The sequence below is a fragment of the Pseudomonas sp. Root562 genome, assembly GCF_001427125.1.
Classification (GTDB): domain Bacteria; phylum Pseudomonadota; class Gammaproteobacteria; order Pseudomonadales; family Pseudomonadaceae; genus Aquipseudomonas.
In genome coordinates this window covers 614,701-637,520 of record NZ_LMGK01000025.1, presented here as the reverse complement: position 1 = coordinate 637,520, position 22,820 = coordinate 614,701, and the positions used below count along the sequence as shown (strand labels likewise).

16 protein-coding genes and 4 pseudogenes are annotated in these 22,820 nt (G+C 59.7%); 11 read left to right on the top strand and 9 right to left on the bottom strand.

Translation table 11 applies throughout. The annotated features are described in order from the left end of the window. Positions 1-33: 33 nt before the first annotated feature. The 3 genes and pseudogenes from ASD60_RS26505 to ASD60_RS29600 form a co-directional block, all read right to left on the bottom strand. Positions 34-600 carry a chorismate mutase gene (locus ASD60_RS26505; protein WP_056856817.1) on the bottom strand — a complete coding sequence of 189 codons (567 nt, stop codon included), beginning with the start codon at positions 598-600 and terminating at the stop codon, positions 34-36. A gap of 81 nt (positions 601-681) precedes the next feature. Beyond that, positions 682-981, bottom strand: a complete 300-nt coding sequence (locus ASD60_RS26500; RefSeq protein ID WP_056856816.1) for a DUF7693 family protein — start codon at positions 979-981, stop codon at positions 682-684. Between the two features lie 54 nt (positions 982-1,035). Beyond that, positions 1,036-1,233 (bottom strand): annotated as a pseudogene (locus ASD60_RS29600) (thioesterase); the annotation flags it as partial. 1 nt (position 1,234) lies between these two features. On the opposite strand from ASD60_RS29600, the pseudogene ASD60_RS29060 reads away from it, so the two are divergent. After that, positions 1,235-1,381: pseudogene (locus tag ASD60_RS29060) on the top strand (GlxA family transcriptional regulator); the annotation flags it as partial. Between the two features lie 68 nt (positions 1,382-1,449). On the opposite strand, the pseudogene ASD60_RS26490 reads toward ASD60_RS29060, so the two are convergent. Then, positions 1,450-1,777: pseudogene (locus ASD60_RS26490) on the bottom strand (hypothetical protein). Positions 1,778-2,013: 236 nt separating this feature from the next. Between ASD60_RS26490 and ASD60_RS26485 the strand changes: the two are divergent. Further along, entirely contained in the window at positions 2,014-3,687 is a 1,674-nt protein-coding gene (locus ASD60_RS26485; RefSeq protein ID WP_056856814.1) for a tetratricopeptide repeat protein, read from the top strand. 31 nt (positions 3,688-3,718) lie between these two features. Here the strand turns inward: ASD60_RS26485 and ASD60_RS26480 are convergent, their stop codons facing one another. From ASD60_RS26480 to ASD60_RS26470, 3 genes are all read right to left on the bottom strand, one after another. Then, positions 3,719-4,411 (bottom strand): RES family NAD+ phosphorylase, encoded by a 693-nt coding sequence (locus ASD60_RS26480; protein WP_056856813.1) that lies wholly within the window; start codon positions 4,409-4,411, stop codon positions 3,719-3,721. Next, complete coding sequence (locus tag ASD60_RS26475) at positions 4,405-4,809, bottom strand: antitoxin Xre-like helix-turn-helix domain-containing protein (protein WP_056856812.1); 405 nt, start codon at positions 4,807-4,809, stop codon at positions 4,405-4,407. Before ASD60_RS26475 ends, ASD60_RS26480 begins: the two co-directional genes overlap by 7 nt. Before the next feature lie 92 nt (positions 4,810-4,901). Next, the gene (locus ASD60_RS26470) at positions 4,902-6,488 is read right to left on the bottom strand and encodes a winged helix-turn-helix domain-containing tetratricopeptide repeat protein (protein ID WP_056856917.1); all 1,587 of its coding nucleotides are present in this window, start codon (positions 6,486-6,488) and stop codon (positions 4,902-4,904) included. Positions 6,489-6,736: 248 nt separating this feature from the next. Here ASD60_RS26470 and ASD60_RS26465 point away from each other — a divergent pair, with 248 nt between their 5' ends. The 4 genes from ASD60_RS26465 to ASD60_RS26450 all read left to right on the top strand — a co-directional run bounded on the left by ASD60_RS26465 (position 6,737) and on the right by ASD60_RS26450 (position 10,694). After that, positions 6,737-7,489 carry an SDR family oxidoreductase gene (locus ASD60_RS26465; protein ID WP_056856811.1) on the top strand — a complete coding sequence of 251 codons (753 nt, stop codon included), beginning with the start codon at positions 6,737-6,739 and terminating at the stop codon, positions 7,487-7,489. Positions 7,490-7,532: 43 nt separating this feature from the next. After that, positions 7,533-7,952, top strand: coding sequence for a cupin domain-containing protein (locus tag ASD60_RS26460; RefSeq protein ID WP_056856810.1), 420 nt, complete (start codon positions 7,533-7,535; stop codon positions 7,950-7,952). A gap of 79 nt (positions 7,953-8,031) precedes the next feature. Then, positions 8,032-9,129, top strand: a complete 1,098-nt coding sequence (locus ASD60_RS26455) for an HlyD family secretion protein (RefSeq protein WP_056856809.1) — start codon at positions 8,032-8,034, stop codon at positions 9,127-9,129. Further along, the gene (locus ASD60_RS26450) at positions 9,126-10,694 is read left to right on the top strand and encodes an MFS transporter (RefSeq protein WP_056856808.1); all 1,569 of its coding nucleotides are present in this window, start codon (positions 9,126-9,128) and stop codon (positions 10,692-10,694) included. Before ASD60_RS26455 ends, ASD60_RS26450 begins: the two co-directional genes overlap by 4 nt. A gap of 10 nt (positions 10,695-10,704) precedes the next feature. Here ASD60_RS26450 and ASD60_RS26445 read toward each other — a convergent pair whose 3' ends face one another. After that, positions 10,705-11,097: a response regulator transcription factor gene (locus ASD60_RS26445; RefSeq protein WP_056856807.1), complete on the bottom strand. Its 393-nt coding sequence runs from the start codon at positions 11,095-11,097 to the stop codon at positions 10,705-10,707. Positions 11,098-11,379: 282 nt separating this feature from the next. On the opposite strand from ASD60_RS26445, the gene ASD60_RS26440 reads away from it, so the two are divergent. From ASD60_RS26440 to ASD60_RS26425, 4 genes are all read left to right on the top strand, one after another. Continuing rightward, entirely contained in the window at positions 11,380-16,848 is a 5,469-nt protein-coding gene (locus ASD60_RS26440) for a trifunctional serine/threonine-protein kinase/ATP-binding protein/sensor histidine kinase (RefSeq protein WP_056856806.1), read from the top strand. Between the two features lie 119 nt (positions 16,849-16,967). Continuing rightward, the gene (locus tag ASD60_RS26435; RefSeq protein ID WP_056856805.1) at positions 16,968-17,528 is read left to right on the top strand and encodes a lecithin retinol acyltransferase family protein; all 561 of its coding nucleotides are present in this window, start codon (positions 16,968-16,970) and stop codon (positions 17,526-17,528) included. 108 nt (positions 17,529-17,636) lie between these two features. Then, positions 17,637-18,281 (top strand): response regulator transcription factor, encoded by a 645-nt coding sequence (locus tag ASD60_RS26430; RefSeq protein ID WP_056856804.1) that lies wholly within the window; start codon positions 17,637-17,639, stop codon positions 18,279-18,281. A 178-nt stretch (positions 18,282-18,459) separates the two neighbouring features. Further along, entirely contained in the window at positions 18,460-21,357 is a 2,898-nt protein-coding gene (locus ASD60_RS26425) for a sensor domain-containing phosphodiesterase (RefSeq protein ID WP_056856803.1), read from the top strand. A gap of 99 nt (positions 21,358-21,456) precedes the next feature. Here ASD60_RS26425 and ASD60_RS29055 read toward each other — a convergent pair. Then, positions 21,457-21,711: pseudogene (locus ASD60_RS29055) on the bottom strand (hypothetical protein); the annotation flags it as partial. 601 nt (positions 21,712-22,312) lie between these two features. On the opposite strand from ASD60_RS29055, the gene ASD60_RS26415 reads away from it, so the two are divergent. Next, entirely contained in the window at positions 22,313-22,807 is a 495-nt protein-coding gene (locus tag ASD60_RS26415; protein WP_056856802.1) for a cupin domain-containing protein, read from the top strand. The last annotated feature ends 13 nt before the right edge of the window (positions 22,808-22,820 follow it).

Here is a 22,820-nt window from a genome sequence, read left to right as displayed (position 1 = left end):
AATGGTGACTATCGACGCAGTCAATGGATACGGTCATTGATCCGTCACGCACAACTCACCGGTTGCGCGAATCAATGCCTGGCCATGCAGGGCATCCTTGATCAGGCTGGCGCGTTGTTCGGCCAGCCAGTTAGGGCATTCCGGGTCGACGCGATAGGGCATGAAATCGGCGTATTGCTGCAACAGGCGGACTTGCAGCATATCCAGTTTTGGCCGGATTTGACTCAGGTCGGGCCGTGGCACGTCGGGTGCCTTGCGGGCGGCTTGCCAGACAGCGAGCAGCCCATACTGCACCAGTTTGTTGGCTTCTATCTGCGCCGCAACCAATTCGGCCGCTTCGTCCGGGTCAAGTTTTTGCTGAACCGCCTGCTTGCGGGCGTTGGCAATGACTTGCGCTTCGCGGGCTGTATCCTGGATTGGCTTGCCACTGTCCCACTTGGTCAGCGCCACCTGATCGGCAATATTCAGGCGCTCATTGATGGTTGCCAGTAACGGTTGCAGGGCATCGGGGGCAGGGGAAGGGGCAGCGTGAGCAGCTGCGGCGACCAAGCCGAGCAGGGCGCCGCTCAGCAGTTGCGGCAAGCGTGGGCAGTGGAACATAAGCAAACCTCTTGGGCATGGGATGCGCATCAGGTCTTATGTATCACAGCACAGACGTTGGTACGAAGCTCAATGGTGTAATCAATCTGTTACAGCCGCAGCCAATAACTGCTCGATCTGCGCCAGTTCCCAGGTGCTGAGCAAGCTCACCGGATCGGTGCCGAAACGTTGCCCTCCATCGAAAATCCGCCCGTCCGCACTCTGGCAGCCGAGGCAGTGGCGCAGGCGACCAGCGTCGATATCAAGGCGCAAACGCCAGCCATCGATATCGACCTGCACCATGCCAGGCTCAGATTGTTCATCAAGACGCTGGAGCGAGCGCAGGCCCAGGGCAGCGTCGCGCAATTGCTGGTAAACCTCGCGGGCAGTCAAGGGGGGCACAGGTGTCTCCGGGCAGTGGATGGAGCGACAGGATAAAGTGCACCCCCGCGACTGTCATTCTACGGCCTGTGCCTGTCGAGCACGCGGCGCCTCTTCGTCCCGCAGATGAAGGCTTATGCCGTCGCAACTTTGTGACCACTCCGTCAGCCACGAAGGCATTTGCATCGACTGTTCCGACAACCCCAGTTCGCGGGCAAATTCGCCGGGTGGCACCGTACCTTTCGCTGCACGGAACAGGCCGCGCATCACCACCCAGTTGCTGGAATCCACCCGCATGATCCTGGACAGCATCACCTACGCCGTCGGCTACGAAGATGGAAACTCGTTCCGCAGGCTCTTGCGCCAGCGCGTGGGCTTGTTGCCGGCGGCGTACCGCAAGAAGTTCCCATCGGTCGCATGATGCCGCACACGAAAAAGCCCGGCTGATCAGGCCGGGCTTTTTGCTGGGTACCGCGATGTAGCGATTGATTATGCAACGGTGTTGCCTTGCAGACGATCCGAGCCATCGGCGGCTACTTCGTTACCTTTCAGGCGGTCGGAACCATCGGCAGCGACGGTGTTGCCTTGCAGACGATCCGAGCCATCGGCGGCTACTTCGTTACCTTTCAAGCGATCCGAACCATCGGCAGCGACGCGGTTTTCGATCAGGCGATCAGAGCCGCCTTCAGCGACACGATTCTGGATCAAACGATCCGAACCCCCTTCAGCCACACGGCTTTCGATCAGTCGATCCGAGGGCAAATGCGTTAACTGCGAAAACCGAGAAAGCGATGCTGAGGATGGTTTGGCGTTTCATGATCGTGTGCTCCGGGGTGTTGTTGGTTGGTATGGAGCTGATGTTACGCCGCGCAGTTTTTAAGAGAACTTCATTGAAGTGATGGTGGACATCGACGACATTGATAGAGCGAACGAGCTACCTCCCGTGGGGGTGATGATGCGGCCTGACCTGTCGTCGGCTGCACTGCCTGGGCACAAGCGTGGGGGTATCCTGTTTCTTCGCGGGTTTCACGCTCTGATCGGGAGGGTAAACCGATGCATGACTACTACGATTTGGGCACCTACAGCCGCCCGGTGACAACGAGTTCGCCACAAGCCCAGCTCTGGTTCGACCGCGGCCTGATGTGGTGCTACGGCTACAACCACGACGAGGCCATCCGCTGCTTTCACAAAGCCCTCGAACATGACCGCGAATGTGCGATGGCTTACTGGGGGATCGCCTATGCCAGCGGCCCCAACTACAACAAGCGTTGGGATGCTTTCATCGAGCAGGAACTCAAGGAGGCCGTGGCCCAGGCCCGGTTGGCGACGCAAATTGCATTGGTGCACCTGGACGGCGCAACGGCGGTGGAACAGGCGCTGATTCGCGCACTGCAGCAACGCTATCAGTCCGAGCAGGCCACGACCCTCGACGAACTCCTCACCTGGAACGATGCTTACGCCGCCGCCATGCGTGAGGTCTACCAAGCCTTTCCCGACGATCCGGATGTCACGGCACTGTTCGCTGAAGCGTTGATCGACCGCACGCCCTGGCAACTCTGGGACCTGAAAACCGGCACCCCGGCCCCCGGCGCCGACACGCTGGAAACTGTGGCCGTGCTGGAGCAGGCGCTGCAGCGCATGACTCCGAAGGGTGAGACACCGCACCCCGGCGTGCTGCATATGTATGTGCATACCATGGAAATGTCGCCGTACCCGGAACGGGCACTGCGCGCCGGCGACATGCTGCGGGACCTGGTGCCGGACGCCGGTCATTTGCGCCACATGCCGTCGCACATCGACGTGCTGTGCGGCGATTACCGTGGCGCGATGATCACCAACAGCCGCGCGATCGAGGTCGACAGCCAATACCTGGCGCAAGAAGGCCCGCTCAATTTCTACACCCTGTACCGATGCCACAACTACCACTTCAAACTCTATGCAGCGATGTTTCTCGGCCAGTATCAACCGGCGCTGGACGCTGCCGAACAGATGAGCGCGACGATCAAGGAAGAACTGCTGCGCGTTGAGCAACCGCCCATGGCCGACTGGCTGGAAGGCTTCGTTTCGATGAAGCTGCACGTGCAGATCCGCTTCGGCAAATGGCAGGACATTCTCGCAACGCCGTTACCCCACGATCCGGCGTTGTACTGCGTGACCACCGCCATGCTGCATTACGCCAAAGGCGTGGCGCACGCGGCGTGCGGGCAGGTCGCTGCCGCTGAAGCCGAACAGCAGCACTTCCTCGAAGCCTGGGCACGGGTGCCGGACACTCGCTACCTGTTCAACAACACCTGCAACGACATCCTGGCCGTGGCCGGGGGCATGTTGCGCGGGGAAATCGAGTACCGCAAAGGTCATGTGGACGAGGCCTTCGCCCACCTGCGCGAGGCGCAAGCGCTGGACGATCACTTGCCGTACGACGAGCCTTGGGGCTGGATGCAACCGGTACGCCACGCGCTTGGCGCCCTGTTGCTTGAGCAGGGCAGGGTAGAAGAAGCCTTGCAGGCCTATCGCGCCGATCTGGGACTGGATAACACACTCAGCCGGGCATCCTGGCATCTGGACAACGTCTGGAGCCTGCATGGTTATGTCGAATGCCTGACGCGCCTGGGGCGCGAGGCAGAAGCGGCGGCTGCAAAGATCCGCCTCGATCTGGCCATGGCCCGTGCCGATGTGGAGATATCGGCATCGTGTTTCTGCCGGGTCGGCCAGCGTTGCTGCCATTGAGCTGCCCGATCGACAGGCAAGGAACGCCGCCTCAAGCCTCGCTGATCTGGCTGACGCTGGTGATCTGGCCGTTCCAGACCATCTCGTAATGGGCGCTCTGGATGATCGACGACACAGGTTTGGGCGTCATCAATGCCCAGCACAAGCTGCCCGGCAGACGCACCGAGTGATAGCGCAGCCCGGGGCAGCGAGCCTTCCTGATTTCCCGGCCCAGCACTCGTGACTGGCTGTAGTCGTCCGGCGCATAGATCGGGTCATGGGTCGGCAGGGTGGCCGCGTCCTTCATTCCCGCATCACCAAAAGTGCAGGTCAGCCCGCGAAACACAAAGCGTTCATAGTTCAGGCTTGGCACTTTCGACCAGTACAGGCTCTGGTGATACCGCACCTCGGCCAGCGCGGTTTCCATCGAGTCGGCAAGGTACAACACCCCAAAGCTGCCATCACTGAACCGCGAACCGGCCGGATTGACGTGAGTAAACGGCGCCGTCGCATAGGAACACCCGGGGATGCCGAACGGAATTTCACTTCGTGGAATCAGCTCCAGTTGACCCACTTCATTCTTCAGTCGGGGATTGACCAGCGCCTGAATCTCGAACAGCACGTCGAACTCGTCCGCGTCAGCCACGTCTTCGAACAAGGCAATCGGCGGAAACTTCGAGTTGACCAGCCGATACGCCTGCAACGGCTTGCCGGCAAACACCGGCAGCTCAGCCACCTTCACCACTGCGCGCCACGCAGCACATCAATGCGCCGGAAGGTTTCGTACAACGAAATCATGTCGCCCTGGGCCATGATCTCCAGCGGGCTGCGGCCATTGAAAAACTCGTTGTCATTGGCCATCGACGGGAAACCGTAGACGTTCTCGGGGTTATCGAACACCAGGCGCAGGGTGGCGTGAATGTTCAGCACAAAACTGATGCGCTGCATCTGGTCTGCATCCAGCGCCACTGACCAGTCAGGGTCACGCTGCCGTGCGCGGGTGTAGGTGCTGCGGGAAATGCGCAGAATGTGACACGCCTGCTCGCTGCTGGCCTGCCATTTGTCCAAAATGCTCACGGCGGCACGCAGCCCGGTGACGCACTGGTTTTTGCTGAACGATTGCGCTTGCGCGGCGACGGCCATGTTCGTTACCTGTTTGAGTCCATAGACACAAAATTAGGCATTATGAATCTATAGATCAAGTGGCATGCGACCAGCGGCCTAAGGGCTGTCTGTCACTCCGGCATGCCCGCCAACCGCAGTCCGTCGGCGAACAGCGCGAGATCCACAGGCCGCTGGATCGGCAGCCAGTCCTGGAGGTTGCACAGGCGCAACGTTGGGTCCTGCTCACGCAGGCGTTGCATCGCCAGTGTCGCCTTATCCATTCGGTCGCCGAAGGCATGGCTGGCCGCCAGCAGCGCCGCGGCGGGAAGCAGGCTGGGCAGGTTGCCCAGTGCCTTTTCCGCCCAGTGGGCGGCGGCATCGAATTGACCGGCGAAGAAATTCGCGAGCGCCATCCCGACTTGCATTCTGAACATTTCCGGATCCAGCGGACTCAAGCGCACGGCATGGCTCAAATCCTTGATGGCCATGTCTGTTTCACCGTGCAATGCGCGCAGGATGCCGCCCAGGTACCAGGCGGGTGCCAGATTGGGATTGAGCAGCCTGGCCCTGTCCAGCAGGGCGATGCCGCTGTCCACTTCACCCGCGAGGTGGGCCAGTGCATGGCCGCCACGGGTCAATGCAACCGCATCATCGCGGCCCAGAGCCACCGCCAGGCGCGCCAGGCGAATGCCCTCGGCGATCTCGCCAGGTCTATCGGCCATCCAGCCATTGAGCTTGCGCCAGAAGTGGCACCAGGCGGCCATGCCATAGGCCGAGGAAAATTCCGGGTCGAGCTCGATCGCTGTGTAGAACATCGGCAACGCCTGCTCGATGGCTTCGCGGCTGCCGCTGTGCAGATTGGCCATGGCGCGCAAATAGTAATCGTAGGCGCCCAGGCTTTCCGTCGGCTTGCGTTTGGCGCGCTCGATTTCTGCCTGTTCCAGTTGCGGCGCGATGGCGCCGACCACGCTTTCGGTGATGCGATCCTGCAACTCGAAGATGTCGTCGAGCAAACCTTCGAAGCGCTCCGCCCAGATATGCGTCCCGCTTGTCGCGTCGATCAGCTGTCCGGTGATGCGCACCTTGTTTGCGCATTTGCGCACGCTGCCTTCAAGCACATAACGCACTCCCAATTCCTGGCCTACACCCTGAGCGTCCACTGACCGGCCCTTGTAGGTGAAGCTGGAGTTGCGCGCGATGACGAACAGCCAGCGGATACGCGACAGCGCGGCGATGATGTCTTCCACGACGCCGTCAGCAAAGTATTCCTGCTCCGGATCGCCGCTCAGGTTATGGAAAGGCAGGACCGTAATCGAGGGTTTGTCCGGCAGGGCGAGAACAGCAGGGGATGCTTGCCTGGGGGGCACGGGCTGTCGATCAAGGTCGGCTGGTGGCGCTTGTCCGCTGTCGTCGACCCTGACCTGTCCGACGAAACGGTAACCCTTGCGGGCAATCGTGCGCACCAGACGCTGTTCTTCGCCGGTATCGCCGATAGCCTTGCGCACCGCGTTGATGTGGCTGGTGATCGTCGACTCCGAAACGATCCGCCCGCTCCACACCCCTTCGAGCAACTCGTCCTTGCTGACCACGCGATCGGGGTTGCTGACGAACAGCAGCAATAGATCGAAGACCTGCGGGCCGACAGCGACGGCCTGCCCGCGCAAAGTCAGTTCCCGGCGATCCTGATTGAGCACGAAATCATCAAATGCGAACTGCAACGTGAGCTTCCCCTGGCGCAGCGCCTTCGACTCCGTGTCCCAGGCGATTGTCGATTGAACGTTAATGATACGGCAGCTCAAAAGCCGCTGCACCGTCTGCGATCCGGGCGGTTGGACAGCCGCTTTGGACATAAATCCAAGGATTCGCCAAGACAAAGCCAAGGCCGGCGCAAGGACTCGGTCCGGATGCCCAGGCATTCTTGTTCCACACCGACGCAACGGTTGCAGTCGACAAATGGAGAAAACCCATGAAGATCGTCGTCATCGGAGGCTCCGGCCTCATCGGATCGAAACTTGTGAACATCCTTCAGGAACGCGGGCATGACGTGCTCGCCGCCAGCCCGAGCACAGGCGTGAACAGCATCACCCGCGAAGGCCTGGCCGAAGCGATGGATGGTGCTGATGTCGTGGTGGACGTGGCGAACGCACCGTCGTGGGAAGACCAGGCCGTTCTCGATTTCTTCGAAACCTCGAGCCGCAACCTGCTGGCCGCCGAAGCGGCTGCCGGGGTTCGCCATCATGTCGCGTTGTCGATTGTCGGCACTGATCGGTTGCCCGATAACGGTTACTTCCGGGCCAAGGTCGCGCAAGAAAAACTGATCAAGGCGTCCGGCATTCCTTACACGCTGCTGCGGGCCACGCAGTTCTTCGAGTTCGTCGGCGGCATTGCCCAATCGTTCGCCGTCGGTGACGCGATTTACGCATCGCCGGCGCTGATTCAGCCAATGGCGTCTGATGACGTTGTGGCGGCGCTGGCCGACGTGGTGCTGGCGGCACCGGTCAATGGCACGGTCGAAGTCGCAGGTCCCGAAGCCTTACCGATCGACGAACTGGTCAGGCGCTTCCTGCGGGCCACCCAGGACAACCGCAAGGTCGTTGCGGACGTGAACGCACGTTACTTCGGCTCCGTGCTCGACGACCAATCGCTGACCGCCGGCAAGAACGCACGCCTGGGCGCCATCCGCTTCGAAGACTGGCTCGCTCAGTCCTCGACCCGATAACCCTGCGCATCATCACTTTCGCATCCACGAAGGAGCAATCACCATGGTTACTCGTCTGCTGTTAGCCGCTGTCTTTGCAACGCTGTCGATCGGTGCAGCGTCGGTTTCGGCCGCTGAGCCACCCCCCGGCAAGGTGACCGTCGTGTTCGACCGTCCCATTCCCAACATCCCCGGCAAGAGCATGAAAGGTGTGATGGTCGAGTATGGGCCAGGCGCCGCATCGCCAGCCCACACCCATCCGAAAACCGCATTCATCTATGCCACGGTCCTCGAGGGCTCGTTCCGCATCAAGATCAAAGGCGAGCCTGAAAAGATCTACCGTGTCGGCGAAAATTTCGTAGAAGAGCCGGGTTCCGTGCACGAAGTCAGCGCCAACGCCAGCGACACCGAACCTGCGCGCCTGTTGGCGGTGTTCGTGGTCGACAGCGGTGATATGCCGCTGGTGACACCGATCAAAAAGTGAGCCGGACACTCGACAACCGGGTGGCAGGTTACTGCCGCCCTTATCCGCTGCAGCGATGGGTACTGAACAGGAACGCAAAATGAAATCGCTCCAGGACAAAGCCGCCATTGCCACCGGTGCTGGCGCCACAGGCCCGGTCGTGGCAATGCGACGCAGCAAACGCAAAACCCTTGGCCTGGTGCTGTGCGCGAGCGCGGTGGCGGTTGTCGCGGCCTGGGGCGCAATGGCTTTTTCCAGCGGCGTGACCTCCACCGATAACGCCTATGTCCGCGGCGACGTCACTTCGCTTGCCGCCAAGGTCGCGGGTTATGTCACGGCGCTGGAGGTCGAAGACAACCAGGCCGTCCGGGCCGGCGATGTGTTGTTCCGCATCGATGATCGCGACTATCGGGCCAAACTTGCCCAAGCCGTGGCCAATCTCAACGCTGCGCAGGCGCGCCTGAACCATGTCGATGCACAGATTCAGCTGCAAAATGCGCTGATCAGGCAGGCGCAAGCGCAAAAACGCTCGGCCTCTGCTGAGATGAACCTGGCCAATAAAACCCATGATCGCAGCCGCAAACTGATCGTCAGCAACGCGGTCAGCCAGGCTTTGGTCGATGAAACAGGCACCGCGCAATCCAGAGCCGCAGCCTCAGTCTCGGCTGCTTCGGCAACGGTCGAGGCGCAACAGCAACGGATTGCGGTTTTCGTGGCGCAAAGAGAGGCAGCCGTGGCCGCTGTTTCGCAAGCGCAAGCCGCCCGTGATCTCGCGCAGATCGATCTAGACCACACCGTGGTGCATGCACCCGTGGATGGTGTCGTCGGTAACCGCCAGGTGCGTGTCGGGCGGTTCGCTACACCGGGGGTTTCCTTGCTAGATATCGTACCGGTCAACGATGTGTGGGTCGTGGCCAACTTCAAGGAAACCCAACTCGCACACATCCAGCCTGGCCAGCCCGTACGGATCACGGTCGATGGCTATCGCGATACGGCGCTGGACGGCGTGGTTGATAGTTTTGCACCGGGCAGTGGTGCAGCGTTCAGCTTGCTGCCGCCAGACAACGCGACCGGCAACTTTGTGCGCGTAGTACAGCGCGTTCCGGTGAAGATCCGCCTGGCCAAGAATCCATTGCCGGGACGCATCGTGCCCGGACTGTCGGCGCGGGTGGAGGTGACGCAAGGGGCTGGCTCATGAACACGCCTGCCCGGTACAGAACCCGGACCGGTGCGTTGCTCATGTTGGGCATTGTGCTGGCAACATTGACCGAAGCGATTGCCAGTACCGTTCTGGCGTTGGGGCGCAGCGACATCATTGGCGACACCTATGCCACGCCTGATGAGTTCGCCTGGCTGGATGTCGGCTATGTGGCGCTCAAGCTCATCGGATTCATGACCGCCCCTTGGATGATGCAGCGTTTCACGGCGCGAAATGTGCTCATCGGCGCCACCCTGGCCATGGGAGTGGCGTGCTGCGTGGCTGCCATCACCGCACGGCTGGACCTGCTGATCGCGCTGCGCATCATCCAGGGCTTCGCGGGAGGTGCACTGTTGGTGGCGGGGCAGGTGATCATTTTTCGCGCGTATTCGCGCTCGCTGCAACCGTTCCTGCAAGCCTTGTTTGCGATGGGCGCAGTGGTTGCGTCCGCCACCCTCGCGCCAGCTCTGCAAGGGTGGTTGATCGACAGCCAGGCATGGACCTGGATTTTCTTCAGCGTTGTGCCGCTGGCGCTGGCCGCGACCGGACTATTGCTCCTCGCCGACCATCCCGTGCCCGCCAATACCCGATCACGGCCCTTCGACTTGCCTGGTGTGTTATTGGTCTCTGCCTCGTTGTTCTGTTTTACCTACGTGCTCAGTCAGGGCAGTCGCTGGGACTGGTTCGAAGAACCGCGCATTCTGCTGCTGACCATGCTCGGCACCACCGCTCTGCTGGCTTTTCTAGGTCAACAGATCCTGGCCGGGGAGCGAGGGCTGTTCGACTTTACGGTGTTCAAATCCAGTGATTTCAGCTTTGCCTTTATAGTCAGTTTCGTCGCTGGCGCTGCATTGTTCGGCAGCGCTTTCCTGATTCCGGCGTTCGCTTTATCGGTACTCGCTTTCACCCCCACCGATGCCGGTCTGCTGTTGCTGCCCAGCGGTGGTTTTTTCATCGGCTCGCTGTTGATTGCAGCCTGGCTCTTCACATTCCGCGACGTTCCACCCGTTGCGACCGTGCCCTTTGGCATCCTGCTGATCATGGCAAGCATGTGGATGCTTTCCGGTTCCACCAGCGAGAGCGGTGCCGACGACATGATGACGGCCATTCTGTTGCGTGGCCTGGGGTTGGGCTTTCTGTTCCTGTCGATCACGTTGATCGCCTTCAGCGACCTCAACAGTCGCAACCTTGCCTGTGGCATCGGCCTATTCAATACCGGGCGGCAATTGGGCGGCCTGATGGGCGTCGCCGGGCTGCAAACCTTGATCGAGCACCACGTCGCCAGTAACGGCGTCGTCCTTGGCGCCAACGTCACCCCGGGTGGGCACGCGCTCATTGAGCGGCTGACCAACACCACGGCGATGCTGGCCGGCAAGGGCATGGATCCAGCGGCCGCCGGGCGTGCGGCAACCAGCCTGCTGGAGAAGGTGGTGTCAAGGCAAGCCGCGGTGATTGCCTTTGATACGGCATTTTTCTACGTGGCACTGCTGTTTGTCGTGGCTGCGCCGATGCTGGTGGGTATCAAGATCATACTGGCGCGCTATGCCAAAGCGCACAGTCATTGATGCGCGTGTTTCAGTGACGCTGGAGGAGGGCGGCTTCGATGCAGTTGAGCAACCTGTCGGCGTCGCAGGGTTTGGGCAGGCAGGCAATCAGCTCTGGGGAATGGGAGCCCAGGGGCGGAGCCGCTCCTGGATAGGCAGTGATTAAAATTGTAGGGATGTGGTAACCCGTCGCGATGAGACGCTCAAGCATCTCCACGCCGCTCATCCCCGGCATCTGGATGTCGGAAACCAGGCAATCTGTTTCAGTGGTGGCGTTGGCGTCGAGGAACTCCAGGGCGCTGCAATAGGTTCGGGTTTTGTAGCCACTGGATCGCACCAGGCTTTCCAGGGCACCGCGGACGGAATCGTCATCATCGACGATGGCAATGGTGGTTGCAGTGCGCATCGGGGTGTTTTGCGTCATGTGGTCTGGCTCGTGAATGCGCCTGTCGTTACTACACGATACGCGGTACTGAAAGGGGGAAAAGTATATCTATGTATAGGTCGCTAAGATCTAAGTGTTGATGTACCACCGACCATTCAATGACATCGTGGGCGGTGTTCAATTGCTCATATGGCGAGCATGCGTACTTGGCGCGTGCCAATAAACAGCTAATCTGAAGCGGCGCGACGCTTCCGGATGGCTGATCCGACGGCAAATGCCAGGCAAAACACGACTTTTGTTCCCTCTGCGATGGATAACAACATGCAAATTCTTTGGGACGATGGTGAGCGTATCTTCTGTCGGGAATTACGCTCCAGTGCCGGCGGTGAAAGCCACGTTCTGGTGGTGCGTCCCGCTGCCGAACAGCCGCTGCCGGCCTGTCTTGGCCGTCTCGCCCATGAATTTGCATTAAAGGATGAGCTGGAAGGCAGTTGGGCGGTACGGCCGCTTGAAATGCTGCGTGAAGCCGGGCAGATGCAACTGGTGCTCGAAGACCCCGGTGGCGAGCCGCTGGTTCGGTTGCTGGAGGCGCCCATGGACATCACCAGCTTTTTGCATCACGCCATTGGCATTGCAGTGGTCCTGGGCAAGCTTCATCAGCGTGGACTTGTGCATAAAGACATCAAGCCCAGTCATATCCTGGTGAACTGTGCCGACGGGCAGGCCCGGCTCACCGGATTCGGTCTTGCGTCACGGCTGCCCCGCGAGCGGCACGCGCCGGAGACCATCGCCGGTACGCTCGCCTACATGGCGCCTGAGCAGACCGGCCGGATGAATCGCTCGATCGATTCGCGCAGCGATCTCTATTCCTTCGGCGTCACCCTGTACCAGATGCTGACCGGCTCGCTGCCGTTCACCGCCACCGACCCGATCGAGTGGGTGCATTGCCACATCGCGAAGAAACCGCTGCCACCGAGCTCGCGCGTTGAAAGCGTTCCCGAAGCACTGTCCGACCTCGTCATGAAACTGCTCGCCAAAACCGCCGAGGATCGCTATCAGACGGCGGCGGGCGTTGAGCATGACCTGCGCAGATGCCTGGCCGACTGGCAGCAACAGCGCCAGATCAATGCATTTACCCTGAGCGAACACGGCACCTGCGACCGCTTGCTGATTCCCGAGAAACTGTACGGGCGCGAGCGGGAGGTTGACAAGCTGGTTGCCGCGTTCGGCCGAATCATTGAAAACGGTGCGCCGGAGCTGGTGCTGGTCACCGGCTATTCCGGCATCGGCAAGTCGTCGGTGGTCAACGAATTGCACAAAGTGCTGGTACCGCCGCGTGGGATCTTCGCCTCCGGCAAGTTCGATCAGTACCGGCGCGACGTCCCCTATTCGACGCTGGTGCAGGCGTTTCAAAGCCTGGTGCGCTCGCTGCTGGGCAAGAACGATACGGAGTTGGCGAACTGGCGTGAGGCCTTGCAACAGGCGCTGGATGCCAATGCGCGGCTCATGACCGACCTCATCCCGGAACTCAAGCTGATCCTCGGCGAGCCGCCACTGGTCCCGGCCCTGGACCCGCAACAGGCGCAGCGGCGTTTCCTTCTGGTGTTCCGGCGCTTTATCGGCGTTTTTGCCCGGGCCGAACACCCGCTCGCCCTGTTTCTCGACGATTTGCAGTGGCTCGATGCGGCGACACTCGATCTGCTGGAAGACCTGCTGACCAGTCCGGATGTGCGCCACCTGATGCTGGTAGGCGCCTATCGCAGCAACGAAGTGGATGGCACGCACCCGCTGTCGAGCAAACTCAGGGCCATTCGCAATGCGGGCGGTCGGGTCGATGAAATCACCCTGGCGCCCTTGGCCAAGTCGCACATCGAACAGTTGATCGCCGAGGCGCTGCATGCCGAGGTGGCGCGTATCGAGCCTCTGGCGCAGTTGGTATTGGACAAAACCGCCGGCAATCCCTTCTTCGTGATCCAGTTTTTGCAAGCGCTCGCCGAGGAGCAACTGCTGACGTTCGATCATGAGGCGCGGCGCTGGTGCTGGGATCCGGATCGTATCCATGCCAAGGGTTATACCGAGAACATCGTCGACCTTATGGTCGATAAACTCTCCCGCTTGAAGGCCGAGACACAGCAGGCGTTGCAGCAACTTGCCTGTCTGGGGCACGTTGCCGGCATCACCGCGCTTTCGACTGCCATGGGCGTACCCAAGGCGCAGGTTCGTACCGTGTTGTGGGAGGCGATTCGCCAGGAGCTGGTCGAACGGCTGGACGATGCCTATGGTTTTGTCCATGACCGCATCCATGAAGCCGCTTATTCACTGATCCCCAAGGATTCACGCGCCCAGGCCCACCTGAGAATCGGCCGGCTGCTGGCGTCGCAGACGCCTGCGGAGGATCTGGAAGCGTCAATCTTTGAAATCGTCGGTCAGCTTAATCTCGGCGCGTCGCTGCTCGCTGAGCGGGGCGAGCGGGAGCAATTGGCCGAGTTCAACCTGATTGCCGGCCAGCGTGCCAAGGCTTCGACTGCATACGCTTCCGCGCTTAATTATCTGAGCATGGGTGTGAAATTATCGGGTGAAGACTGCTGGGCGCGCCGGCATGGGCTGATCTTTGCACTGGAGTTGAACAGGGCCGAATGCGAACTCCTGACCGGTCAACTCGCTATCGCGAACGAACGTCTGACGGCGCTTTCGGCGCGCGCCATAACGGTGACAGAGCGAGCCAGCGTTGCTTGTCTGCAAATGGACGTCTACCTGCTTCTGGACCGCAGCGATGCTGCGGTCGCTGTCTGTCTCGCTTACCTGCAGCATGTGGGTATCAAGTGGTCGGCACATCCGAGTGACGATGAAGTGCGGCGTGAGTATGACCACATCGGGTCGTTGCTGGGGGATCGGGCAATCGAGGAACTTATCGATCTGCCGTTGATGACTGATCCGACGTCCCTTGTGACAGTCAATGCACTGGGCAAACTCTTCGCGCCTGCCTTACAGACCGATGCGAACCTGACGGACCTGCTGATTTGCAAGGCGGTCAGTCTGAGCCTCGAGTGGGGTAACTGCGATGCGTCGTGTGTGCTCTACGCCAACGTGTTCAGGGTCGCCGGTCGGCGGTTCGGCGACTACCAGATAGGCTTTCGATTCGGTCAGTTGGGTTGCGACCTGGTTGAACAGCGCGGCCTGACTCGATTCGAGGCCAGTACCTATCTGTGCTTCTCGTGTTTCGCTGTGCGCTGGATGAAACCCGTAAAGCAATGCCGCGACCTGCTGCGCCGTTCGTTTGTGGCGGCGAACCGTATCGGTGATCTGCCCTATGGCGCCTATGCCGGCAACAATCTCACTGCCGACTTGCTCTTCGCCGGCGAGCCGTTGTCCGAGGTGCAAGGTGAGTCTGAACAGGGGCTGGCTTACGCCAGGAAGGTGCGCTTCGGTTTGGTGGTTGATTTTATCGTCACACAATTGAAGCTGATCCGGATGTTGAGAGGCCTGACGCCTACCTTCGGTCGTCTTGATGAAGGCGAGTTGAATGAGCAAGGCACCGAAGCCCACTTGTCCAGTAGCCCGGATCTGGTATTGGCTGAGTGCTTGTACTGGGTCCGCAAACTGCAGGCTCGCTACCTCGCCGATGAACCTGAAGCGGCCATGAAAGCCGCCGCCAAGGCGCAGCGGTTACTCTGGGTTTGTCAGGCGTTCTTCGAGGAAGCCGAGTTTTATTTCTATGATGCACTGGCCCGTGCAGCCTGCTGCGATGGCACCCCGGTGAGCGAGCAAGCGGAACATCTGCTCGCCATGGCGGCTGACTGTCGGCAACTGCAGACCTGGGCGGAACAGTGCCCGGAAAACTTTGCCAGCAGGGCAACTTTGGTCGGTGCTGAAATTGCCCGAATCGAGGGGCGTGTGGTTGATGCCGAATTGTTGTACGAGCAAGCGATTCACCAGGCACAGGAGACCGGCTTTGTCCATATAGAGGCGCTTGCCAGCGAACTTGCATCACGCTTCTACGCCAAGCGCGGTCTGGTCAGGATTGCCCATGCCTATCTGCAGGACGCCCGCTACGGCTATTTACGTTGGGGCGCCGATGGCAAGGTGCGGCAGCTTGACGCAAAGTATCCCTCGCTGAGATCCGAAGAACACAGGCTCGGCCCGACCACCACCATGGCCGCGGCGGTCGAACACCTGGACCTTGCCACGGTACTCAAGGTGTCCCAGGCCCTGTCGGGTGAAATCATGCTGGAAAAACTCATCGATACGGTCATGTTCACCGCCATCGAACAGGCCGGTGCCGAACGGGGGTTGTTGATCCTGACGGAAGGGGCAGAGCTGCGCATAGCAGCACAAGTCACCAGCGACAATACAACGCAATTGAGCGATTCACCGGTCAGCGCGCAGTTGTTGCCGGAGTCTGTTCTCTATCATGTGTTGCGCACCCGCGAGAGTGTTGTGCTCGACGATGCCGCGGCCGAGGCGATGTTTGCTACCGACCCCTACATTCGTCAGCAGTGCGCACGGTCGATTCTCTGCCTGCCCCTGATGATCCAGGCCAAGTTGGTGGGGGCGCTCTACCTCGAAAACAATCTGACCGCCAGGGTGTTCAGCCCCGACCGGATCGCCGTGCTCAAACTGGTGGCGTCGCAGGCGGCGATCTCGCTGGAAAATGCCCGTTTGTACCGCGAGGTCGCAGAGCGCGAGGCAAAAATCCGGCGTCTGGTGGACGCCAACATCATTGGCATTGTCGTATGGAACGCCGAGGGCGACATCGTCGAGGCCAATGATGCGTTCCTGCGCATGCTGGGCTTCACTCGCGAGGATCTTGTCTCGGGCCGCATGAGCTGGCGTGAGATGACGGTGCCGGAATATCGCGAAGCCAGCGAGCGCTCCATGCTGGAGGCGGTACAAACCGGCCACGCCCAACCCTTCGAAAAGGAATACTTCAAAAAGGATGGCAGTCGACTGCCAGTCATTGTGGGGCTGGCCATGTTTGAAGCGGACAGCAAGGAAGGCGTGGCTTTCGTGCTGGACCTGAGCGAGCGCAAGCAGGCGGAAGAAAAAATCCGCGAAAGCGAACGACGCTATCGTGAGGTGCAGACCGAGTTGTCCCACGCCAACCGCGTCGCGACCATGGGCCAGCTCGTGGCGTCGATCGCTCACGAAGTCAACCAGCCGATTGCTGCCGCCATCCTCAACGCCAATGCCGCGCAGCGCTGGTTGAATATCCAGCCACCCGAACTCGACGAAGTCCGTCATGTGCTCAGCCGCCTGATCGAGGATGCCAACCGGGCTGCGGATGTGCTGGGGCGGATCCGCGGGCACATCCGCAAGGCGCCGCCGCAGAAAGGGCCGGTGGACATCAACGCGGCCATTGGCGAAATGATCGGCTTTACCCGTAGCCAGATCATGAAAAGTGGCACTGTATTGCAGACCCAGCTCACCGATGGACTGCCACTGGTTGAAGGCGATCGTGTCGAGCTGCAACAAGTGCTGCTGAACCTGATCATGAATGCCCTGGAAGCCATGCGCAGTACCAAGGAAGGCGAGCGGCAATTGCAGATCAGCGTGGTGCCGGGCGATGCCGGCTATTTGCGGGTCAGCGTCAGTGATTCAGGCCCGGGATTTCCCGTGGACAACACCGACCAGGTATTCACCTCGTTCTATACCACCAAGCCGACTGGCCTGGGGTTGGGTTTGTCGATCTGTCGCTCGATCATCGAAGCCCATGGCGGGCGTTTATGGGCAGGTGCCAACCAGCCTGGCGGGGCCACTGTCCAGTTCACGCTGCCGGTGCTGCAGGGCTGACTTAATACTTAAGTTTAAGTGAGGCATATTAATGGTTCGAACGAACTAATCGCAGGTACAAATGAAGCTCCGCAACCCCGGCGATATATTGAGCCTCAAGGGTTGCGGAGAACTTTATCGTGAAAAGCTCAATAGCCAATGTCATCGAAAAGTGTTCATTTCTGCGTGCAAAAGCATTGCAAGCAGTGGCGCTGATAACCGCCGTTTTCAACCGGGTGTCAGATGCTCGCCTGTTACAGAACTACCTGTGCGCCGAACCGCTGATAAACATCGAACGGTCACTGAGCCAAGTGCCAGTGGGCTCGCATCTGATCAGTCCGCGCCGGTTTTACGTCCATCATGGGATCTACCTTGGAGGCGGCTGTGTCGCCCATTACGCCGGGTACAGCAGTTCAATCAAACCGGGGCCGATCGAGGTGACTGATCTGGACAGTTTCGCCAGCGGCAAACCCGTCTGGGTACTGCGGGAACATTGCGAATATTCCAGCGATGAAATCGTCAGTCGCGCGCGCTCGAGAGTCGGTGAACGCCATTACCGGATTTTCTCCAATAACTGCGAACACTTTTGCAGTTGGTGCACTCGCGGGAAAAGTTACAGTACCCAGGTCGACGCGCTACTGCGTTCGCCACGGGTTTTTTTCTCGTTGATTTCAGCGTTGCAGCCGCGTTTTATTGCATAGCTTCAAGTGCCTGGCTGTGCTGCTGGCACTTGGCAGGAAAGGCATCCCAGACACCCAATCAGGCTGTGCTACACTTTTTTTTCCTCAATTTTCCGAAGAGTTCCATGCATGAGCGCACCCTCCAGTGAGCCGCAAAGCAATGGTTCTATTGTGTACGTGGTCGATGACGACGCCTCCATTCGCGATGCATTGAGCAATCTATTGCGCTCTGCCGGCATCCGTGTCGAAACCTTCGCTTCAACCACGGAGTTTCTCCTTCAGCCAAAGACCGCGAGCGCCAGTTGCCTGGTCCTCGATGTGCGCCTGCAAGGCAATAGTGGCCTGGATTTCCAGCGTCAACTGGTTGAGTCAAACTCCGCGATCCCGATTATTTTCATCACGGGCCATGGCGATATCGAGATGTCGGTCAAGGCGATGAAAGCAGGGGCCGTGGATTTTCTGGCAAAACCGTTTCGTGAACAGGACCTGCTCGACGCGGTATCGTCTGCGCTGCAAACCGATATCAAGCGCCGGGAACTCGAACGGCAATCTTCGAACCTGCATGCCGACTACCAGTCACTGACGGTCCGGGAAAAAGAAGTCATGGCCCTTGCCGTAAGAGGCCTGATGAACAAGCAGATCGCTGGTGAGATGAATCTGAGCGAAATCACCATCAAGATCCACCGCTCCCATGCCATGAAAAAGATGCACGCGCGGTCCTTTGCCGACCTGGTTCGCATGGCGGAAGCGTTGGGGGTAGGGCATAGTTGTTGAGTTGCGTCGCACGGTTGTTCTGTTCAACAAATCGCGAATAACTGGCTGCCCGTCTCACGGTCGTCATTCAAACCAATAAAGTTGTTGAAAAAAAACACTGTAAGCTTTAAATGGGAAGATAACTGGCACTTTGCTAGCAGTTGGTCAGTATCGCCAGTTTTTGGCTCAGGGAGCGCTGATGAGTTTTGCCGGATTGACCGACTCCCCACGGCAATCGTTCGATTGCGAAACAGCTTCACCTCAATCAAACGACAATCCGGATCGGGTCGGTATGGCCGGCGTTGGCCGTGACGACTCGCTTGAGCAGTTGCTCGGCCCGGCGTGTAACTGGAGCCACACCACCGCATGGGTGTTTTACCGCGCCGGTGAACAGCTGCATTGGGTCGGCCAAGGCAACCCGCAGCAGCAGTGGCCCTCAAACATCGAGCATCAAGCGTTTGAAGCCTTTTGCCAGGCCCGGCAGTTGCATTGCTGGCCGACCGGTAGAGGCGAAAGTGTGTTGGGCTGGCTACTCGCGCCGCAAACCGAGGCCGCGGATCCGGCACTCGCCGAGTTTGCCCTGCGTCTGGGCGTTCAGCTACAGACCAACACCCTTGCCCGTGCGCAGATTACTCAGCGTGTGTTGTATGAAATCACTTACCTGGCCAGTTCAACCCGCGACCGTTCCGTGTTTCTGGTGGGGGTGCACAAACTGCTGGCCAGTCTGATCGACGCCGAGAACTTCTATCTCGCGTTGTATGACCCGCACAGTGGCAAGATCGATTATCCGTATTACGTCGACATCATCGATGTTGATGCCGTGGAGTCTTCGCACTACGAATACCTTGATCCCGCGCGCCTGTCGTTGACCGGCCAAGTGTTGACCTCTGGCCAGCCGTTGCTGATCGACGCCGCCGGGATCCTCGCGGCTCAGTCAGAAAAGCGTTTCTACTGTGTGGGTGATCGTCCCGAGTTCTGGATGGGCGCACCGTTGAAAAACGCCTCGGATGACGTGTTCGGCATGCTGGCGATGCAGGTCTACGATGTCTCCCGCATCTACAGCGCTGAAGATCGCGCGCTGTTTCTGGTGGTGGCGCGACACGTGGCCATGGCACTGGACCGGATTCTGCACCGCGAGGACCTGGAGCAGACGGTGATGCGCCGTACCCTGGAGCTTTCGGCGCTCAACGACGCCTTGCGCCAGGAAGTGGCGGAACGCGAGCGCGCCGAGCATCTACAGAGCGCATTGTTCCAGATCGCCGAACTGTCGAGCCAGCCAGGCGACATGGCCGAGTTGTTCCAAACCCTGCATGGCATCGTCGGTGACCTGCTGTTCGCGCAGAATTTCTATATTGCGCTGTTCGACGACGCCACCAGCGAAGTGACCTTTCCCTATTATGTGGATGAGCGGCAGACCATTTGCCCGGCGGCACGGCGAGGTCGCCGGGGCCTCACCGAGTATGTGATTCGCCAACGTCGGCCTTGCCTGATTGACGTTGGCGAGGCTGAACGACTGGCCGAAAACGGTGAAATCGAATTGGCCCGGGAGTCCGTCCGGTCCTATTCCTGGCTGGGCATTCCATTGTTCGATGGCGACGTCGTGCGCGGCGTGCTGGCGGTGCAAAGCTATACCTCGCAAGTGTGCTACACGCTGCGCGACCAGGAACTGCTGACGTTCGTGTCCCGCCACATCGACACGGCGTTGTCGCGCCGCACCGCCGCCGAAGCGATCCATGCCGCCAACCTCAAACTCGAAGCCCGGGTGCAGAACCGCACCCGCGAGCTCGATCATGCCAATGCCAAACTGCAACACGAAAACTCCCACGATGCGCTGACCGGGCTTCCGAATCGCACCTACCTGCAACAGCGCCTCAATCTGGCCTGGTCGCGGTTCGGCAGCGAAGGCGGACACCTGGCGGTGATGTTCATCGATCTCGACCGCTTCAAGATGGTCAACGACAGTCTCGGCCATCATTTTGGCGACTTGCTGTTGATGCAAGCCGCTCACCGTCTGCGCGGCTGCCTGCGCGAAACCGACATGCTGGCGCGTCTGGGCGGCGATGAGTTTTCGGTGCTCGCGCCCGAGGCGTCGCTGGACGCGGTGATTGAAATCGCCGAGCGGATTCTGCTGGCGTTTGACTTGCCGTTTTTCATCAATGGCCATGAAGTTTTTTCGTCCTGCAGTATCGGAATTGTCAGCGCCGACAAGCAGTACCACAACGAGCCAGCCGACTTGCTGCGCGATGCCGATGCGGCGATGTACCGGGTCAAGAGTGCCGGGCGTGACAGCTACGCGGTGTTCAACCAGGAAGTGCGCCGCGAAGTGTCGGACCAGATGGAGCGGGAAGGGGCCTTGCGCAACGCCCTCAAGCGTACCGACGAATTGCTCCCGTATTTCCAGCCGATTGTCAGCGTCGAAAGCGGCGAACTGCTGGCCCTTGAGGCGCTGATCCGCTGGCATCAGCCGGGCGGCCGGGTGATCGCACCGGGCGAGTTCTTGCCGGATGTAGAAGGGTTGCGCCTGATCGGCCGACTGGACCTGTACATGCTGGCCAGCATCGCCGCGATCCTTGCCCGGCCCGAGCATGCCAACTGGCCTGCGGTGCACGTCAATTGTTCCAGCTACAGCATGACGCGCCCGGATTTCGCCAATGATGTACTTGCCCTGTTGGCGCTGCACGGGGTCTCACCTTCACGGATCTGCCTGGAGTTGACCGAGGGGGCGTTGGTGGCTGAGCCGGCGATTGCCCAACAGACCATGCAGCAATTGGCCGACAACGGCATGTCGGTGGTGCTCGATGACTTCGGTGCAGGTTTTTCATCCCTGAGCTACGTGCATCAGTACCAATTCAGCGGCTTGAAAATCGACAAGTCGTTCATCCTTGAGCTGACCACCAGCCCCCGCAGTCGTGCAATCGTCCGGGCCATCGTGCGCATGGCCGAATCGCTGGGCCTGAGCGTGGTGGCCGAAGGCGTCGAGGATCAAGCCACGTTGGATCTGCTGCGCGAAATAGGCGCGGGGCAGGCCCAGGGGTATTACTTCGCCAAGCCGATGGGGCTGGAGACGTTGTTGTCGAGTGCTTTGATCGGTCGTTGATGACTACGCTGCCGTGTCATTCCTTGTGGAAGCACGCACGAAAAAGCCCGGCTGATCAGGCCGGGCTTTTCGAGGTGTTGCGGGGAAGCGATTCAACTTTCAGGCAACGGTGTTGCCTTGCAGGCGGTCGGAACCATCGGCAGCGACTTCATTGCCTTTCAGGCGGTCGGAGCCATCGGCAGCGACTTCGTTGCCTTTCAGGCGGTCGGAACCGTCAGCGGCGACGGTGTTGCCTTGCAGGCGGTCGGAGCCATTGGCGGCGACTTCATTACCTTTCAAACGATCCGAACCATCAGCCGCTACAGCATTGCGTTTTTCCAGCAGGCGATCAGCGCCACCTTCAGCCACACGGCTNGGCGGCGACTTCATTACCTTTCAAACGATCCGAACCATCAGCCGCTACAGCATTGCGTTTTTCCAGCAGGCGATCAGCGCCACCTTCAGCCACACGGCTTTCGATCAGACGATCCGAGCCGCCTTCAGCGACGACGGGTTGAACAGAAGTCGCGGCAAATGCGTTAACTGCGAAAACCGAGAAAGCGATGCTGAGGATGGTTTGGCGNCGATCCGAGCCGCCTTCAGCGACGACGGGTTGAACAGAAGTCGCGGCAAATGCGTTAACTGCGAAAACCGAGAAAGCGATGCTGAGGATGGTTTGGCGTTTCATGATCGTGTGCTCCGGGGGTGTATTTGGTTGGTATGGAGCCAATGTTACGCCGCGGATTTTTTAAGAGAACTTCATTGCCGTGATGGTGAACATCGACAGTATTGATAGGGCGTACGGCGTGACTACGCTGAGCATGATGTTGAGGCGCGCCCTGGCAAACGCGGTTTCGTCGGCACATTGATTACATCGTGGATCATCTGTATTGCGCGGCCGCGCCATTATCAGCAATGCCAATCACGAATAGAGTCAGCCCGTCGATATGTCCACTGCATCGCCAAGGTGTATCTCATGATTCAGAGCATTCTCAAAACGGCTTCTCTGGCGGCACTTTTTGTCGCAAGCGCAGGCGCGCCTTTTATTCAGGCACAACCATTGCCACTCGATAAAGTGGCTGCGTTACACAATGAAGAGGTGGAATGGCGCAGTTTTCCCGCATTCCCGAAAGAAGTGAAACTCGCTGTCGTGGCTGGCGACCCCAGTAAGCCGGCACCTTACGTGGTGCGAGTCAAAGTGCCGAATGGCACCCGGTTGATGCCCCATACCCATCCTGAAGATCGTATCTATACCGTCATGTCCGGGGTGTTCTATATCGGCTTTGGCACTGTTTTTGATCCGGACAAACTGGTTGCTTATGGCCCCGGAAGCGTCGTGATATTGCCGGCCAATACGCCGCACTTTCATTGGGCGAAGTCAGGAGAGTACATCTCGCAGGTTTACGGCACGGGGCCGCTGGGGCTTGAATACATCGATAGCCATGATGATCCACGCAAGGCAGAAAAATGAGCAAGCCCTGAGC